Origin of the sequence: Flavobacterium tagetis (genome assembly GCF_016735615.1) — a bacterium.
Classification (GTDB): domain Bacteria; phylum Bacteroidota; class Bacteroidia; order Flavobacteriales; family Flavobacteriaceae; genus Flavobacterium; species Flavobacterium tagetis.
Genome location: NZ_JAERSF010000003.1, coordinates 887892 through 906241, shown reverse-complemented (window position 1 = coordinate 906241; position 18350 = coordinate 887892). Strand labels below are relative to the sequence as shown.

General features: G+C 34.1%; 9 protein-coding genes. 3 read left to right on the top strand and 6 right to left on the bottom strand.

Annotation, left to right across the window (positions count from 1 at the left end):
* Positions 1–638: 638 nt before the first annotated feature.
* The 3 genes from JI750_RS17650 to JI750_RS17640 form a co-directional block, all read right to left on the bottom strand.
* Complete coding sequence (locus JI750_RS17650) at positions 639–1886, bottom strand: T9SS type B sorting domain-containing protein (RefSeq protein ID WP_202005187.1); 1248 nt, start codon at positions 1884–1886, stop codon at positions 639–641.
* Positions 1887–1958: 72 nt separating this feature from the next.
* Positions 1959–4364, bottom strand: a complete 2406-nt coding sequence (locus tag JI750_RS17645) for a phage tail-like protein (protein WP_202005184.1) — start codon at positions 4362–4364, stop codon at positions 1959–1961.
* Positions 4365–4442: 78 nt separating this feature from the next.
* Positions 4443–9281, bottom strand: a complete 4839-nt coding sequence (locus tag JI750_RS17640) for a beta strand repeat-containing protein (protein WP_202005181.1) — start codon at positions 9279–9281, stop codon at positions 4443–4445.
* A gap of 703 nt (positions 9282–9984) precedes the next feature.
* Between JI750_RS17640 and JI750_RS17635 the strand changes: the two genes are divergently transcribed.
* Positions 9985–10575 carry a tetratricopeptide repeat protein gene (locus tag JI750_RS17635; RefSeq protein WP_202005178.1) on the top strand — a complete coding sequence of 197 codons (591 nt, stop codon included), beginning with the start codon at positions 9985–9987 and terminating at the stop codon, positions 10573–10575.
* Here JI750_RS17635 and JI750_RS17630 read toward each other — a convergent pair.
* Entirely contained in the window at positions 10564–11781 is a 1218-nt protein-coding gene (locus JI750_RS17630; protein ID WP_202005175.1) for a helix-turn-helix domain-containing protein, read from the bottom strand. The genes JI750_RS17635 and JI750_RS17630 overlap by 12 nt on opposite strands.
* 220 nt (positions 11782–12001) lie before the next feature.
* Between JI750_RS17630 and JI750_RS17625 the strand changes: the two genes are divergently transcribed.
* Both JI750_RS17625 and JI750_RS17620 read left to right on the top strand, forming a co-directional pair.
* Positions 12002–14905, top strand: coding sequence for a TonB-dependent receptor (locus JI750_RS17625; RefSeq protein WP_202005172.1), 2904 nt, complete (start codon positions 12002–12004; stop codon positions 14903–14905).
* 27 nt (positions 14906–14932) lie between these two features.
* Positions 14933–15748, top strand: coding sequence for a tyrosine-protein phosphatase (locus tag JI750_RS17620; protein WP_202005169.1), 816 nt, complete (start codon positions 14933–14935; stop codon positions 15746–15748).
* A 64-nt stretch (positions 15749–15812) separates the two neighbouring features.
* On the opposite strand, the gene JI750_RS17615 is transcribed toward JI750_RS17620, so the two are convergent.
* Positions 15813–15998 carry a hypothetical protein gene (locus JI750_RS17615; protein WP_202005166.1) on the bottom strand — a complete coding sequence of 62 codons (186 nt, stop codon included), beginning with the start codon at positions 15996–15998 and terminating at the stop codon, positions 15813–15815.
* A gap of 267 nt (positions 15999–16265) precedes the next feature.
* A complete protein-coding gene (gene ppk1 / locus JI750_RS17610; protein WP_202005152.1) occupies positions 16266–18287 on the bottom strand; it encodes a polyphosphate kinase 1 in 2022 nt (673 codons plus the stop codon).
* Positions 18288–18350: the final 63 nt, after the last annotated feature.

Here is an 18350-nt window from a genome sequence, read left to right as displayed (position 1 = left end):
TGATCTTTTTTTTCTGAGAATTTCTTCCCTCAATTATCATAAAGCTGCCGGAATGTCTAAGAGCGTTTTTCGCTGTTGCGGGTGCAAAAGTAGAACCTTTTTCCGCTTCTGCAATACTTTTTATCCGCTTTTTTAAATCTTTTTTCAACTTATTTCCTAACTGTCTCATAACATATGCTTTACATTTAAAAAAATATGCAGTTGGAGATTTTTCCTTTAAATTGATTTTGAAATCAAAAAAAGGCAACTCAAAAACACGTTTAAACAAATATGTAGAGTTTCTAGATTCATTACAGAAGCTCTTCTATTAAAGTAGAATTATTTTAATCGGACAGATCTCACGATACATTATTCTCGTTTGTAGATTCTATTTTATTACTAAAGAAAGCACCAAACCAACTCTCCTATCATTAAATTGGCTAGCAATTATTCACATAAACCAGATTTATGTTGAAGCTATTAATACATGATATTTTGCATATAGCGAATCTTCTTGTTTATATCTTGCATTTCATATTAACATGAAATTGAAAAAGAATAATTTTATTGTCATAGCTGGACATCTATGATTACAATTTTTTCGACCAGTGTGTTACATTATATTATTACATACTATAACAGTTAAAATTTTTATACTATCATTTATCATTAGTAAGATATAAGTAACCAGTTTTTTCAATCATTTTATTGTCTTTGTTGTATTTCAAAACATAAAAATACGTTCCTGCTGGAAGTCCTTCATTTCTCTTTACAGTGCTTCGCCCATCAGAATACCCTCTAAACATTACATCATTTTCATTATAAGATGAAGCATCAAATACTTTTACTCCCCATCGATTGTATATTTCTACTCGGTTATCTGGATATTTGTTAATTCCTTTAATATAAAAACTGTCATTAATACCGTCTCCATTAGGAGATATAGCATTGTAAATAACTAAATCAGTAGGGGGAGCAGGGGCATCATTTGTGACAATTCCAATAGTAAAAATCCCGTAACCCCCAACTTGTGTTGTAATTAGTTTAGAATAATTGGCTCCGGTTAAAAGATCGGCTGTAACTCCACCTTCATTTACCCATTTTTGAGCAGCATCATCCCAACGAACTATTGCTAGTTGTGTATCTGGATTTTCTTCAAAAAAAGAAGCAGGAGTGGTATTTGTATCTAAGGTAAGACTTAATACAATTTTTTCTGAACCTTGATTTTGGGTTAAGTTCCAATATTCGGCTTCATCAATAGATATAATCGTTTCATCTTTGTTTGTATAAGGATGTTGATTTCCTGCATTTTGAAAAAAGTACTGCGTTGTATAAATATTATTTGCATTTGCTCCCTTATCATGATAGGAAGGTCTAAAGTAATATTGATCTCCAACTGGAAATTCAAAATCTAGATTCCCAACGTTTTCTACTTTTCCATCAACAAAACTCAAGTTACTGGCATCAGTATGGAAAGCGTTTTGACCAAAAATCATTTTACCATTATAACTATCAGCATCTACAATTCCCTTTTTAAATTCGACATTTTTGCCTACCTCAATAATAGTATTCAAATGAAAAGGAACTAAATCTGAAGCATTTTCAAAGGTTATATTCTGAAAATGCGCTGTCTCAACACCCGAAATAAGTTGCTGTTGTGTACCTATGAAAAAAGTTTTTCCATTACTGGAATCACTGTAAGTGACTAATCCATCATTATTAAAATTAGCATAAGCAATAAAATTTCCGTCAATTAATAAATCCCCACTTGATTTATTATCAAAATTAAATAAAGTTGAAAGCTGCGTATTAGGAGCAACTGCTAAATCTCCAATATTAACAGTCTGTGCCACAGATTTAACCATAAATAAAGCTATAATACCTGTTTTTATATAAATTTTCCTCATGATCTAGTATTTAGACATTAGATAATACAGATCTCTTTGTGTCAATAAAGAGATCTGTATTTAATTCCTATTTTAAGGAAGAACATAACTAGAGTTAATATTATCCTGCACATATTTAATAGCCCATGCCATAGTATTGGCGTACATGATACTATTATAGACCGTAACTCCAGAATCATATGCTTTAGACAACGGCTGTCCAGTACTAGCAAATTTTGCAGGCCATGTTGTAGTAGAGGTGTTAGAAACCTGTCCAGCAGTCCAACCTGAATCTCCTACGTATAGATATCCTAAAGTATTATGCTTAAATGAAAATATTCTAGTTGCATTTCCATTTTGAGTCGAAAGGCTCGTTACATTTCCAGGAAGTCCCGTAACATAATAAGAATTGTTCACATCACTACCCAAATTAAATCCAGTAATGATTCCGAAAGGACCACTAAGAACAGGATCTGAAACATTTAAAACAGGATTAGTATATGTTGTTCCTGTTCCAGAGACCACTGCTGTTGAAGAACCGCAAATTGTATTAATTAAGTTTGCTGTTCCTGATGAATCATTTTCCTGTGAATGAATTAACACTCCTTTTTTATTCTGAACAAAATCGTTTAGGATCGTAATTGATGTTGCATTTGGCTGATAATTGTATCCAATCACAATGATATCAATATTATTAGTGTTAATTAAATTCTTCAATGTATTTCCTTGATTGGTACCTCCATTTATAATTGTGATGCCTTGTACCTGAAATGTTCCCGTAGGGCTGAAATTGGCTGTTGAAGCTAATATGGCTCTCGAAGCATCTCCGGTTCCAGCGGTTCCAGGCTGATACATTCCATCTCCTAGCCCTAATACTTTCATAGTGCGAAAAACAAATGTTATACTTTTATTACAAGCTACCCCCCCATTGGTGCTATTCGCAGTTATTGCATATGAAAAAGTTCCTCCCGAAGTTGGCGTTCCCGTTGCAGTCATTATTACATTTTGAGAACCAACAGAACTGAATGTTCCCGTTGCAGAAAAACTGATTCCATTTACTGTATTTGTTGTAATGCTATAAGCACCTACATAAGTAACATTTACAGGAACTGTCATAGTGTTCGCAGCCATCATTGCAATACCAGGTGCATAATTACCAGCAGTTGTAATTCCGGCACAATTTGTAGTATACGTTACAGGTTGTGCACCAATCGTTACGTTTAATGCACATGTTGCCGCGGCTCCTGGAGTTCCTGAAACCGTTAATGCAGTAGTTCCAGGAGCTGTTGGTGTTCCAGAGCCTGTTAATGTAATATTTTGTGCTCCTAGAATAGATAAATTTACTAATCCCGATGTAAACGTTATTCCGTTAGCGGTTGTTGTAGTAATCGTGGTCTGTCCAGTTGCTGTTACATTTATAGGTAATGTTATTGTATTTAGTGCCGTTAAAGGAACATCCTGCAGATAGGTTCCGCTTTGTGTTGCTGTGCCACAATCAATTGTATACGCTACCGCTTGTACTGTAACGGGAATACCGGTGCATGAGGCTGTTGCCTGTGTAGTTGCGTTAGAGACAAGATTAAAATTATTTGTCCCTGATGCATCTGGAGTGCCTGTTCCTAAAAGTTCAACGGTTTGGTTTGGGGTTAAAGATGTAAATGTTCCGGTACCGCTAAAAGAGTATCCATTTACCGTATTTGTATTCATACTCCAAAAACCTAACACTGTAGGACTTACACTAACAGTAATTTTATTTGAAGATGTTAAAGGAATTCCAATATAATAATTCCCCAACGGATTTATAACGCCACAATTGATTACATAATCAACATCGGCAGGTGCTACAGGAATATGTGGAATACAGCTACTTGCTTTTCCATTTAATGTAATAGTTACAGGATCGCCTGGATCTCCAACTGCAGTTCCATTATTTGGGGTTCCTGTAGCAGGCAGATTCAAAGTGTAAGTTCCAGCAGTTGGAAAAGTTCCGTTTGTACCAAAATAATATCCATTAGTAGTAGTTGCCGAAACAGTGTAAACTCCTGGCTGTGTTACGGTAACTGGAACTGTAAGATAATTTGAGGCAATTAGGATTTGGCCACTTCTATAAGTCCCAAAAGCTTGTACATCGGCACATTGTGCTGTAGAAATTTCAAATACTGCTGGAGGCAGTGTACCGCAGATACTAAGCCATATATTCTGGATCTGGCTCCAATAATCAAAACACCCTGTTGTGGTATTATAAATTAACAATCCATCTGTTAGGTTAGCAGGCGGAATTGCATCACGTTGTGCAGTAGTTAAACGTGAAGTCAGCATTCCTTTATTGTTACTTTCTAATTCGAAAATTGCACCTGGCTTTGCTTTTTCCGGGCTAGTACTTACAGTTCCGTCTTTTATTTTAGTATTGTTCACCTGAGCCGTAAGAGAATAAAGACTGAACAAAATAAAGCATACTGTCAATATATTTTTCTTGGTTTTATATAGTGTTATTTTCATAATCTTAGTATTTAAGTCTGTAATAATATTTGTTGCTATTCATTATTTTTAGAATTTTAAAAATCTAATGAATAGCAATTAATTATTCTTTTCTGCTATTAGTTTTTCCAGTTTTTCAAGACGTAAATTCATTGCTTTTGAAGCTTCTTTCAATTCTTTAATTTCTTTATCTTTTGCTTCAATCGCTTTATTTTGCTCGATAATGTGCAAATAGATTTCTTCTGTTTTTTCTAACAGCTGAATTGATAATTCAGACATATTAAAGGCGTATCCCTCTTTTGTTTTTTCAAGCCTATTTATAGGAGTTATTCCTGGAAGATGATTATGTTTTTTGATGTAATCTTCAATTTCAGGCAGGCGTTTAAATTTATAATCGGCTTTAATTTCAGATTTTCCTTTGAAATAATCTTCAAACACATAATCGGCGTAATAGGTATTTACTGTAGAAATAGCACCGTTAACTCTTAGTTTTTCATTTGGCGCGCCAGATGCAGTAGTGTATCCAATCCCTACCCATCCATTGGTATAAATATCTTCTGTATTCAGTGTGGCTCCTGTATGGGTGGTGGTACTGTACCAAGGTTCTTTTACTGCTGCTCCTAAATCCAGCGGTGTCAACACTTTATTTTCGTCTGTATAATCTAGTGTTCCAGTTGCAGCATTTACTTGTAAAGAAGTTAATGTTTCTGATTCACCAATTAAATCAACCATTTTAAATTCTGTAGCATTTCCATCTTCATCACTATAAATCAAAGAATGATTTGCACCGTCATATACTAAGGACGTTAAAGTTTCTACTCCTTTCACTAAAACTGACAAATCAATAGGGTTAGGTGTATTTGTTTCGTCTGTATAAGTCAAAGTGTGTACATCAAATAATTGACCAAATGGATCTGTTACTTGTGTTACCACATCTTTTAAAGAAGTAATGGTTTCTTTAGCCTCAACTGGTGTTCCTCCGACTTCATTCGTATAAGTTGCAATAGTATTTCCTGTAGTTACAATTGGCGTTAAAGTTGTTAAAGTTTCAGAAGCCTTAATTGCTGGACTCAGATCAAGAGCCGTGCTAGCCACTCCGTTTACAGTGGTTGTCAAACTAGCTCCAGTTAATGAAGTAGCATTGCTATTAATAATAGGAGCACCTGTACTGGTAATACCATTCACCGTCACTGTAGAAGTATTTACTGCCGAAGCATTAGAAACACCGCTAACAGCATCTGATGTTGATGCAACTCCGTTTACAGTAGACGTTAAAGTATTGCCAGCTAAACTCAGAGTGTTGGTGGTTGCTGCAGCAATAGCTGGAGTAAGGTCCAGAGCTGTACTTGCTACTCCGTTTACAGTGGTTGTTAAACTTGCTCCTGTGAGTGATGTTGTATTGCTGTTTACAATATTTACTGCAGTTCCTGTTACTCCATTTACAGTTGTTGTTAAACTATTTAGAGTAGAACTGTTTGATACTGTTGTAGCAGGAATTAAGGAGCTTGGAGTTACTGTTCTAAAAACGCCTGAAGCATCTGCAACCACAATGTTATTTGTTCCTGATACACTGACTTGCAAACCTTCTGCACGAATAGGATCGACTCCTGTCACAGGCTTAATGTGAATCGTATTCGTAGGTGAATCAGTACCGATACCAACATTTACCGCATCAGTACCAATGCCTCCTAAAACCAAACTATTGCTTGTTGCTACTTTTGAATTATTTCCAATAGCTGTAGAATTATTTATAGGGTTACCATTTGTTGGATTAGCATTATTACCAATAAATGTATTTCCAGATCCATTAAATCCGCCAATACCACCTGCAACAGACCCCACTGCGGTATTATTACTTCCAGTTTGGTTACTTGCAAGTGCTGAGTAACCTATTGTGGTATTATGATCTCCTGAAGTATTTTCCTGCATGGCAAGAAATCCAGTTGCAGTGTTAAAATTACCAGTCGTATTTGTAGACAAAGCATAGGTTCCTGATGCTGCATTATTAGATCCTGTTGTATTGCTAAATAGAGTATAGTTTCCTAACGCAGTATTAGATTCCCCTGTAGTATTTACAGGAAGTACAGATGTTCCCATTGCAACATTTCGAACCCCTGTAGAATTGGTATTTAATGCATTAACACCAAAAGCGGTATTGTCTGTCTCAATTCTTCCAGCTGGAGTATTATTTCTTTTAAAAACTAAATTAGCATCATCAAGCGTACCCAAGAAATTAAATTGAGATTGTATTCCCATATTTCCATTAATACTCCAATCATTCATATTTAGTTCAACGGGCTTAATAGTTCTTATGATTCCAATAGGATCAGTAACCAAAATTTCATTCATTGGGTCCCCATGCATTAAACCTGTAAGAGCTAGCGTATTTGCAGAGTCTGTATTAATTGTAGTTGGAATAATGAGATTTCCACCTAATTGGACATTGCCATTTGTGGCAGTTAGCCCATTATCTGCAGCTATTAATACAGGAACAGCAGGAGTTGTTACTACTCCATTTACTGTAGAAATTAAATCTCCATTTACTGCTGTTAGAGTATTAGTGGTTGCAGCTGCAATAGCTGGAGTAAGATCCAGAGCGGTACTTGCAACTCCGTTTACAGTAGTTGTTAAACTCGCACCTGTTAATGAAGCTGCGTTGCTGTTAATAATAGGAGCACCTGAACTGGTAATGCCATTTACCGTTATTGTAGAAGTATTTATTGCCGAAGTATTCGAAACAGCACTTACAGCATCTGATGTTGCAACCACTCCGTTTACGGTAGAAGTTAAAGTATTGCCTGTCAAACTCAGAGTATTGGTGGTTGCAGCTGTAATAATTGGAGTTAAATCTAATGGTGCACTTGCAACTCCATTTATTGTTGTAATCAAATCACCACCATTTAATGATGTTTCATTAGTATTGATAATAGGCACCGTAGTTCCTGTTACACCATTTACGGTCGTACTTAAACTATTAACGGCACTTGTATTAGAAACAGTTGTTGCTACCGCTAGCGCAGTAGGAGTTAATAAAGCGCCTCCATCTGGTCCCACAGTAATGATATTAGCAGGATCAGTACTAATAACATTAGCGTCAGAAGAAAGTCCTTCTTCATTAATAAATGAGATAATTCCTGTTGCAGGATCCTGACTTTGTTTTGTAACTGTTTGTTGAATTTCAACTGGGGTTCCTCCTGCTTCGTTAGTATAAGTTGCAATAACACTACCCGAATTGACTATTGGAGTTACGGTAGTTATAGTTTCACCTGCTTTAATTGCTGGAGTTAAATCAAGTGATGTACTTGCAACTCCGTTTACAGTTGTTGTTAAATTCGCTCCTGTTAATGAAGTGGCATTGCTATTAATAATGGGGGCCCCCGAACTAGTAACGCCATTTACTGTTACAGTAGAAGTATTTACTGCCGAAGCATTAGAAACACCGCTAACAGCATCTGATGTTGCTGCCACTCCGTTTACAGTTGAAGTTAACATATTCCCTGTCAAACTCAGAGTATTGGTGGTTGCTGCTGTAATAATTGGAGTTAAATCTAATGGTGTACTTGCAACTCCATTTATTGTCGTAATTAAATCTCCACCATTTAACGAGGTTTCGTTAGTATTAATAATGGGTACAGCAGTTCCAGTTACACCGTTAACGGTTGTTGTCAAATTATTTACTGCCGATGTGTTGGATACTGTTGTTGCGTTTGTAAGTGCCGCTTGAGTTAGCAAACTTCCACCATCCGTCCCAACGGTTAAAATATTGCCCGCATCTATGCTGGTAACTTGTGCCGTTGTGGCTATTCCTGCTTCGTTGGTATAAGTTATTACTCCGGTTGTCGGATTTTGATTTTGAGTAGTTACCGTTTCAGAATCTCCGACTAAATCAACTAAGTTGATTACCGTAGGTGTTCCGCTTTCACCATTATAGGTTAAAGTTTTAGCTACCGGATCATAAACCAATGTAGTTTGAGTTTCAGCATTACCTACTAAATCAACTAAGTTAATTACATTTGATACTGCTTTTTCGTCTATATAAGTTAAAGTGCTTGCAGTTCCATCATAAACAAGACTTGTTAGGGTCTCATTACTTTTGATGATATTAGTCAGCTGGTTAACAATATTCGAATTATTCAGAATTACAGAGGAATTATTAACCACATCGGCAATTACATCTATTGTCGTTTTTGTAGCATTTTCACTTGTATAAGTATATTGTCCGTTATTGGAAGCATCTTTATCTAGAGTAGTTATCGTCTCATTGGCTTTTACAATAGTGCTGATATCTACTATTTGTGTATTCCCAGAAGCATCGACATAAGTAAATTGGTTTGTGGTAGAATCAAAAGATACATTGCCTTCTGTTTTATTTACAATGTCCTGAATAATATTAGTTACAGCTGGGTTGTTTACAATAGTACTGAAATTGGATGTTACATCTCCAACTACATCAATATTCACTGCTGTTCCTACCTCATTAGTATAGGTATATGAACCTCCGCCATTATTCACAAGTTTCGTAACTGTTTCATTTGCCTTTACAATAGCCGCAATATCTATAACTTGTGTATTTCCAGAAGCATCTATATAGGTAAACTGTTGGTTATTTGGATTATAAATAACTGTTCCTGGATTTGCTGTTATTTCATTTGATATTACAATTCTATTCCATCTGTTGTCATACCAGTAGTAGTATCCTGGCTTAATATCTGAAATAGTTGAAGTATTAAATACCAGTAAGCTATTTACATTGCCATTTTTTATGGTTGTAGCATCTGTGGAACCTGTTAAGCTAATTTTAGGAATTAGCACACCTTTATCAGCAGCAACAACTTCTAATTGGGAAGACGCATTAGGCATTGGTGTTCCAATACCAACCTGAGAATAAGCTGCATAACTGCCCAAAAATAAAAACAATGAGAGTAATTTATTCTTCATAAGTTTAATTATTAGAGTTATCAAACAATTTTTCTAGCAGAAATAAAAAACAAGAAGGGCAGAAATTTAAAATGACGTGGAAATCAATTAAAGCAATGAGAAACTTTTTTGGTCTTAGTTAACTGCTTTATTGCGGGGGGTGTATTACACAAAAATACAAAAACATAAACAACTGCAAATCATTTATTTAGTTTTTTTTTAATAAAAAAATACTTATCTAAAAATAAACCATTCTAAAAGTCAAGAAAACAAGTATTACATCACTGCATTTTGACACAAAATTTATGCCTCGAAATCTGACACATTAATGTGGTAGAAATCTGAGCAAAAATCGATCAATATCCCAAAAAACAACTCCATAAAAAAAAGAGTCAAAATATTAATTAATAACATTTTAACTCTTTTTATTATTTTTTGTTTTGCGTTTTAAAGTTCCAGAAATTCACTTTTCAGAATTTGTAAGGGATGCATTGATAAGGGGTACAAATGGGGTACAAATAAAAAAACTGCAAAAAATATGCAATTCTTAATTTCATATAGTAAAAAAAGAACTTTAACTACCAAAAACCATTATAATATACCTTACTCACAACTTATCAACATAATACAGTGCATATCAATTTTTTAGTTAACTTTATCATTCCCCTCTTCTTCATTCGGAATTTATATTTCCGAAAAATCAACCTCATAAATATTAAAAATTATGAAATGGTTTCTCAATTTAGGTGTGCCGTTTAAGAGCAAAGCTTTGGAGGTAAGTATCAAGCAGGAGTCTATTGATTTAGAAAAAGGAACACAACTGTTTTTATCCAATCAATTTGATGAAGCTTTGTTTCATTTGGATAATGCCTTAAATAAGGGATTTGACAGTGCCCTATATCAATTAAGGGCGAAATGTTTTCAAAAGCTGAACTATCATTATAAGGCAATAGAAGATTTTGATAAGGTTATTGAAGACAATCCTTCAGAGTTTTCCAATTATTACAGTCGTGCGATTTCTAAGAATGCGATTTCTGATATCAGCGGCCAAGTTGAAGATCTTCAAAGCTGCATCTATTATTATAAAAAACATAAAAACATAGAAAACAGCATTTTAAAAAAGCTAGAAACCGAGTTGATAACCACTCGAAATTATGTCGAAAGTGTCAGAAGCACAATAACTTCTCTCCACAATATTTCTTACTTCGAAATAAAAAATCTGATTAACGAATCTTTACTTCAAATAAAAAAAATCAGACCCCAAACCCGAAGATTAAAAACCACAAAAAACAGCGAAATTTTATTAGGAAGATAATGCTTCAGAATTAAGCGTGTTGATATATTCTCTTGGCGTAAGAGCCGTAATCTCTTTAAAATATCTGTTAAAGGATGATTTCGAATTAAATCCCGCTTCGTATGCCAATTCAAGAATATTAATGCTAAGATTCTTATTTGACAGTTCTTTTAAATTTGCTTTAACTTGTTTAATCCTATATTCATTTACAAAAGTGTAAAAGGGCTTATTTACAAAATGATTTAGAGTTTCACTGATATGATACTTGTTTAATTCAGTGCTTTTTGCCAATTTATCAAGCGTCAATTCACTATCCGTATAAAACTTTTTTGATTCCATTGCTGTTTCCAGCTTTAAAAGGATTTTAAACATTTCGCTTTGGCTTAACGTCTCTTTTCTTTTTGGAGTTTTGATGTTTAATTCTTCCGCTTCTTTTTGCACATTTTCTACTTGAGAAAAAGATTGAAAATTTTCTACAGTTTCTTTATTTACTTCTAAAGAGTTTTGAAAAATCACATCCGAATTCGATACAGATAAAACAACATCATTTTGCATTTGGCTTAATTCAGGTTCAATAATAAGAGAACTTTTATACGTAATAATTCTCAGAATAATAACAATAAGCACTGTATAGCTTATACTTCTATTTATAGTACTGAAATGAAATACAAAAGAATTAAAAAGAACAAAGCAAAGGCTTAATGTGCAAATGAATATAAAAAGTGAAGCTAACTGAATGATTAGTTTTCTTTCCTGTCTTTTTTCTGACAACTTATCCAGCGCAAGCAAAATAATCTTGATTAAAAAAAACAAATCGAAAGGAACCATCGTATAAAAACAAATTGTATTATACCAATTTAAAATTGAATATCCTTTTGAAGCAACAAGCGAAAGTACGCATGCCGTAGAAAAATAACCGATAGTACTTACTACAAACGGAATAAAAACATACCATTTTGAGGCAGGTACAAAATCTTTCCGAATTGTCTTTAAGGTATATAGATATAGTAAAGGCACATAGCAAAATCCGATGCTCGTTATCATATTCTTGATTACCTCGGGGTCTTGAACAAAATTGAAAATAAAAAACTTGATGGAAAGATGAATCGCAATGCAGATTATAAGAGAAATTAATAAATCGTCCCCATTTGTACGGTATCTATTTCTGAAAAGTAAAAAGGCTGCCAGAACTGCCTGAAATATTCCAATGGCGATTATATATTTCATCCTAAAAATCTTTGTGCTAAAGTACCCTGACGCTGTTAATTTAATGTTTACTTATTGCAAAACAATTGATTCGTAACAATTTAATAACAAATACTAATCATTTAAAATTCAACACATTAAACTAAAATATAAAAATTGACACTTCCCAAAAGTAGTTCTAGTTCGACAAAGTCGTTTCATAGTTTATTTCGCTGCAATCTTTGCAAAAAAACTATTAAACATGACACCAAAATTTATTCTAAAACTATTATTCAGAAAAGAAAAGATATTCCAAAAAGTGTTCTTTGCAGCTGTCTTTACTTTATTTGCCACAACAGCAGGAAATGCTCAAACCATTAAGGGAGTTATTACTAGTGATGCAGGTACTCTGCCTACTGCAAATGTCATCGGAAAAACATTTAACAATTCGGCTGTTTCAGATTTACAAGGTGCTTTTACGCTTACTGCACCGACAACAGGAGATGCAGTTATCGAAATCAGCTATATCGGATTTGAGACAAAATCGATCAATATAAAACTGGTAAATGGAATAACTGATCTTGGTTTTATCCAAATGGTACCAGACGGCTCAGCTTCGCTTAAAGAAATTGTCGTAAAAGGAACCATGGCGCCATCTCAGGCAAAAGCATACAGTATCAAGAAAAACTCGCTTGCAATTATGGATGTAATGGCTGCCGATGCTATCGGCAAACTTCCAGATCGTAATGCTGCTGAAGCCGTACAACGTATGCAAGGTGTAGCTGTAGCGCGTTATCATGGTGAAGCGGATCAGGCTAGCGTGCGCGGAACTCCTTTTGCATGGACTTCTACTCTCTTTAACGGAAATCGTCTGCCAAGTTCAAATGTTATGGGAAATCGTTCTTCTGTGCTTGACGCCGTTCCTTCAGAAATGATACAATATGTACAAGTCGCAAAAGCTATTACACCAGATATGGAAGGTGATGCTATTGGAGGTTCAATCAACTTTATTACTCGCACAGCTCCATCAAAACGTACCTTAAATGTTAGTGCTGCGGGAGGTTACAATACTTTCAGTGAAAATGGGACTTATAATGCTTCTGTAACTTATGGTGACCGATTCTTTAATAATAAACTGGGCGTTATAGTTTCTGGAGCTATCTGGAGCAGACAATGGGGCTCTGATGAATTTGCTGCCACTTATAATACGGGAGCTGCTGTTGTAGAACAGAAAAACTCGCTGAATACCGTTCTTTTCAAAAGATATATGGGAGAGCGTGAAACTAAGGGTTTGAATGTTGGTTTGGAATATAAACTTACACCATCTGATAAAATTTTCTTTAGAGGAATGGCTAATAAGTTTGACGATATTCGTCCAGTATACGAATCGTACATCGATTATACAAATACTCGTTTTCAATATAATTACAGATACTCTCACTATCAAACTGCTTTAAATGGTTTTGAAGTTGGCGGAGAACATCAATTCGCACAAAAAATCAAAGTGGATTGGAGTTACAGCAATCATAAATCAGATTACTTTTTAGATACGCCTCCAACTTCAGGAAACAAAGGTTTGCCAATTGCTACTTTCCGTCAAAAAATTACAGGTGGATTTACTGATCTTTCAAGCGACGGCAAGCGTTACTGGAGTTTTGACTCGCCAAACGGAGTTGGAGGAACTGTAGAAAATTTTGAAACAGGTCTTGCAAATCCAAATGAAGTTATGGATCCGAGCAAATTATTATTAAACCAATTGGTAATCGCACAATTGGACAATAGCGAAAGAGATCAGATTGGCCAGATTAATTTAAAAGTTGAAGCAAGCTCGAAAGTTAACTTGAAATTTGGGGCTAAATATCGCCACAAAGATAGAACAAGCACATACGGATCTAACTTTGTATACATGCCGGCTGCGGCACTTGGAGTTCCAAACTCACCAGCTTTAGTTCCGTTATCTAATCTTCAAACGACTAATTTCCCTAGCGGAAGCGCTTTTTTCGGAAACATGAATGGCGATTTCAGTCAGTTTATTGTAAATCCTTTAACTAAAAATCAACTGTTTGATATGTTCGGAACTCCGTTTCAAAAAGCAAACGGATTTATGGATGTAACTTCTAAAACAAATATTACCTCTTTGTATACGGGAGATGAAAATGTATTTGCAAGTTATGCAATGGCTGAAATAGACGCTACAGAAAACTTTAAAATAGTTGGAGGTATTCGTAGTGAAGTTACAAAAATGACTTTGAATGGTACAAAAGCAACCACTCAAGGAACGCCTGCAACAGTAATATTAAGTCCGTCTGTTGTCGAAAATAATTATGATTCTTTTCTTCCTATGCTGCACTTAAAATACAAGCTAAGTGATAAATCAAATCTAAGAGCTGCTTATACACGCACGTTTGTAAGACCAAATTTTGGCGATATGACGCCTGGAAGCTCAACTAATACGACATCATCTCCTATGACAATCACACAAGGTAATCCTGATTTGAAACCTACATTCAGTAACAATTATGATTTAATGGGTGAATATTTCTTTGAAAATGTCGGATTATTATCTGGAGGAGCATTTTATAAAAATATCACAGATGTTGTATTTACTGATGTTAGCATGCAAAACATTGACGGAAGCGATTATTTGGTTACTCAGGCTAAAAACTTAAACAAAGCCTCATTATATGGCTTTGAAGCTGGAATAAACAAGAGATTTGATTTTCTTAACGGATTCTGGAGCGGATTTGGAGTAGAGTTCAACTATACTTTTATTGATTCAGAAACAGAAGTTCCTCGCGTTAGCGGTACGACTGTTGTTCAGGATAAAACAAGTTTGCCTAACCAATCTAAAAACTTGTTTAATGCCATCCTTTTCTACGAAAGAAATGGTGTTATGGTTCGTCTTGCTGGTAATTACCGTGGAAATTCGGTTGAAAGCATCAATCAGCAATTAGGTCCAAATTATTACATCTGGACAGATTCAAACTTTACAGTTGATGCTTCTGCTACAGTAAACATCAACAAAAGGCTAAAAGTTTTTATCGAATTAAACAACCTAACCGATTCTCCTGTTAAAATGTATATGGGAGATAACAAACTTCGTGTGACATCGCAAGAATGGTACGGAAGCCGCGGACAGGCAGGTTTACGTTACGACATCTTTTAAAAACAAATAATTTAATCTAATATAAAAATGAAAAAAACAATAATTATAGCTGCCATTTTGGTACAGACATTAGCAAACGCACAGCTTACCGACAGCATAAAAAGGCTTGTTCCTGTAAAAGGAGCCTTAAACTTCAGAGATGTCGGAGGATACAAAACTACAGATGGAAAAGAGGTTGTATGGGGAAAAGTTTACAGAAGTGCTGGCGTTGACAAATTAACTCCTGAAGACATAAAACTTTTAGACAAAAAGAAAATCCATACGGTTGTCGATTTTAGAGGTGTTGCCGAATCTAAAGCGGCTCCAGACCGTTTGCCTCAAAATACAGATTATACTTTAAGTCCTGCTGGAAGCGACAGTATTCCTAATCCAGCACAAATGGTTAAACTTTTGAAAGAAGGAGGTTTTCTTGAAAAATTCTACGGAATTGATGCTGTAAAATACAGTGGCGACAGATTTCGCCCATTATTTGTAAAATTATTGACTGCTGATAAAAAAGAAGCGGTAATGTATCATTGTACGGGCGGACGAGACCGCACAGGTATGGCAACAGCATTATTTCTTTATGTTTTGCAAGTTCCACAAGAAAAGATCGAAGAAGATTATGTAGCCTCAAACATTTACCTGAAGAAAATGAATAAAGGAATGATGGCTCCGCTTGCCAAAATGAGTGGTCTTACTGAAGCTCAAATTGAAAATGAAATGGCATTGAAACCAGAACTTATTCGTTCTTTCTTTGGTGGTATCAAAACCCAATACGGAAGTGTAGAAAACTTTCTGCAACAGGAAATGGGAATTGGACCTAAAGAAATAAATATCTTAAGAAAAAAATATACTAAATAGTATTTTCAAGTTGTTGTTGATGTTTTTGCAAAGCGGTTGATTTATTCAATCGCTTTTTTTTCATTTATTTTTTAGCATCATCAATCATTTCCAAAACAACATCAAGAGTAATTAGAGTCTTTAATCGCGTTCCGCAACTCAAATAAACCCATGTTCCTTTGGCTTCGTCTGCTGGAAACATGCAAGTGATCTGATTAATGTTTACAGTGTATTGAGTAAGATCATCTGTTCTGAATTGGATTGTTTTCATAGCATAAAGATTGAGGCAGTTTAATTAAATTCTACTCTCGAAATTATCTAATACATTTCATTTTTCTTCGCTATGAGATTTAAAATATCTTTACTGCTGTTTAAAAAATCTTAAAGAAGAATCCACAAAAACAATTCTTTAAAAGTGATAATCATTTTAATTATTAATAAAATGAAAAATTAAACACATCTCTGCGATATCTCTTACAGTGCTCTGATATATTAATTTAATATTATATGTGTTTGATAAGACTGCCACAAAAATAATTTAGGACATTCTATTGACATCAGCAATCCAATTGTAAGTTTCGGTCTGCGCACGTCTTGGATTTTCATGATCATCAATTTCTAATTCATTCAATCCGTCGCTGTTTATTATTCTTCTTTTGGTATTATCTTCCAACTGTAGTTGAATTATTTTATTTATTTCTTCAATATATTTTTCATCATATATTGGAAAAGCCACTTCTATTCTTCTGTTTAAATTTCGACTTAACATGTCAGCAGAAGATAAATAGACTTTTTCTTGTCCGTTATTGGCAAATTTATAGATTCTGGAATGCTCTAAAAACATATCGACAATGCGGTAGATTTTTATATTTTCAGACACTTTTTTAATTCCTGGCAAAAGCGTGCATATTCCGCGGACTATTAATGTAACTTCAACACCAGCTTTATTGGCTTCAATAAGTTTATCAATAATATCCTTTTCATCCAGTCCGTTCACTTTTAAAAATACCGACGCCGGTTTATCTGCTTTTTTATTTTTTATTTCAGTATCAATCAATTCCAGTAATTTTTCCTTCATATTAAAGCCAGCGGCTAAAATATGCTTAGGTTCTGTTCCTTTTTTCTTGGTTTTTAAAAATGTAAAAATCTTTTTCAAATCATTGGTATATCCCGTTTCTGCCGTAAAAAAACCAAAATCTGAATAGATATTTGCCGTGCTTTCATTAAAATTTCCTGTTGACAAATAGGCATAATTCTTTTTATTGCCGAATTTGTCTTTCATTGTAATCATAGCTGCTTTGGCATGTACTTTCAAATTAGGAAGACTTTGAATGATTTTAATGCCGGCCTTTTTCATTTCTTTAGACCAGTACAAATTATTATGTTCATCAAAACGCGCTTTTACCTCAACAAAAACGGTTACTTTTTTTCCGTTTTTTGCAGCGCTGATTAAAGCATTTGCTATTAAAGATTGAGAAGAAATTCGGTAAAGTGTAATTTTAATCTCCGTAACATTTTTATTTATCGCTGCCTGATTAAAAAACTGAAGCACATAATAATACGATTGATAAGGAAAATGAAGCAGTTGATTTTGTTTTTTTATAACATCAAAAATTGAAGTGTTATTTTCAAAAGGCAAATGCGGAAGATTTGGGTAAAACTTTCCCTGAAGCTTAGGTTTAACAGGATTCGGAAATTTGAATAAATCAAAAAAATTATGATGACTTCCTCCTTTTATCATTTCACTTTTATAAAGTTTGAAGGCTTTTTTACAGATTGAAAAAGAATCTGCATCCATATTGGAATCATATAAAAATCTTGTGGCAGAACCTTTCTTGCGTTCTTCCACTTTTGCTTCAATTTTAGCTATTAAATCACCTGAAGTTTCATCTTCAATTAAATAATTTTCATCTCGATTTAATTTTATGGCATTACACGAAATAATTTTATCCGCAGGAAATATCAAAGACAAACAATTTTTGATTGTCGTATCGATTGAAATAACATAATGTCTGTTTTCTATACTTTCTAACTGCTTAAAACGATCCAGTTTATCTGAAGGAATATTTAGATAAGCAAAATTATAATTGCCTTTGCTGTCTTTTAATTTTACCAAAAAATATAAACTTCTATTATTTAAAAAATAAGTTTTGGGCTGATTTAATGTAATATAAACGACCTGTATATAAGAAAGAATAATACTTTTAAAATAATATTCAATTTCTGTTAAATGCACAGGCAGCAATTCCTGATACTCATAATATATGATATCATTTAAAGCCAATTCAGTCAAAATGGAATAACTCCATATTTTTCCAAATCTATTTTGCTGTCTATTTACTTCTTTTAAAACATCTTCTAAAAGATCACTGTTTTTCTTAGTCTTCTTTTTCTGCAGTTTATTTATTTTGACTCTGAAAAACTCATCCAGATTAGAAGAATGGATGGCCAAAAATTTGATTCGGTCATACACTGCATTATTTAAGTCTTCGGCTTCATCCAAAATACAATTATTGAAAGAAAGCCAAGAAACTTCTGAAGGAATAAGATGATTGTGCACGCTTTACATTTTGAGGATTAAACCTGAATTAAATATACTAACTTCGTAAATTTACGCCATTAA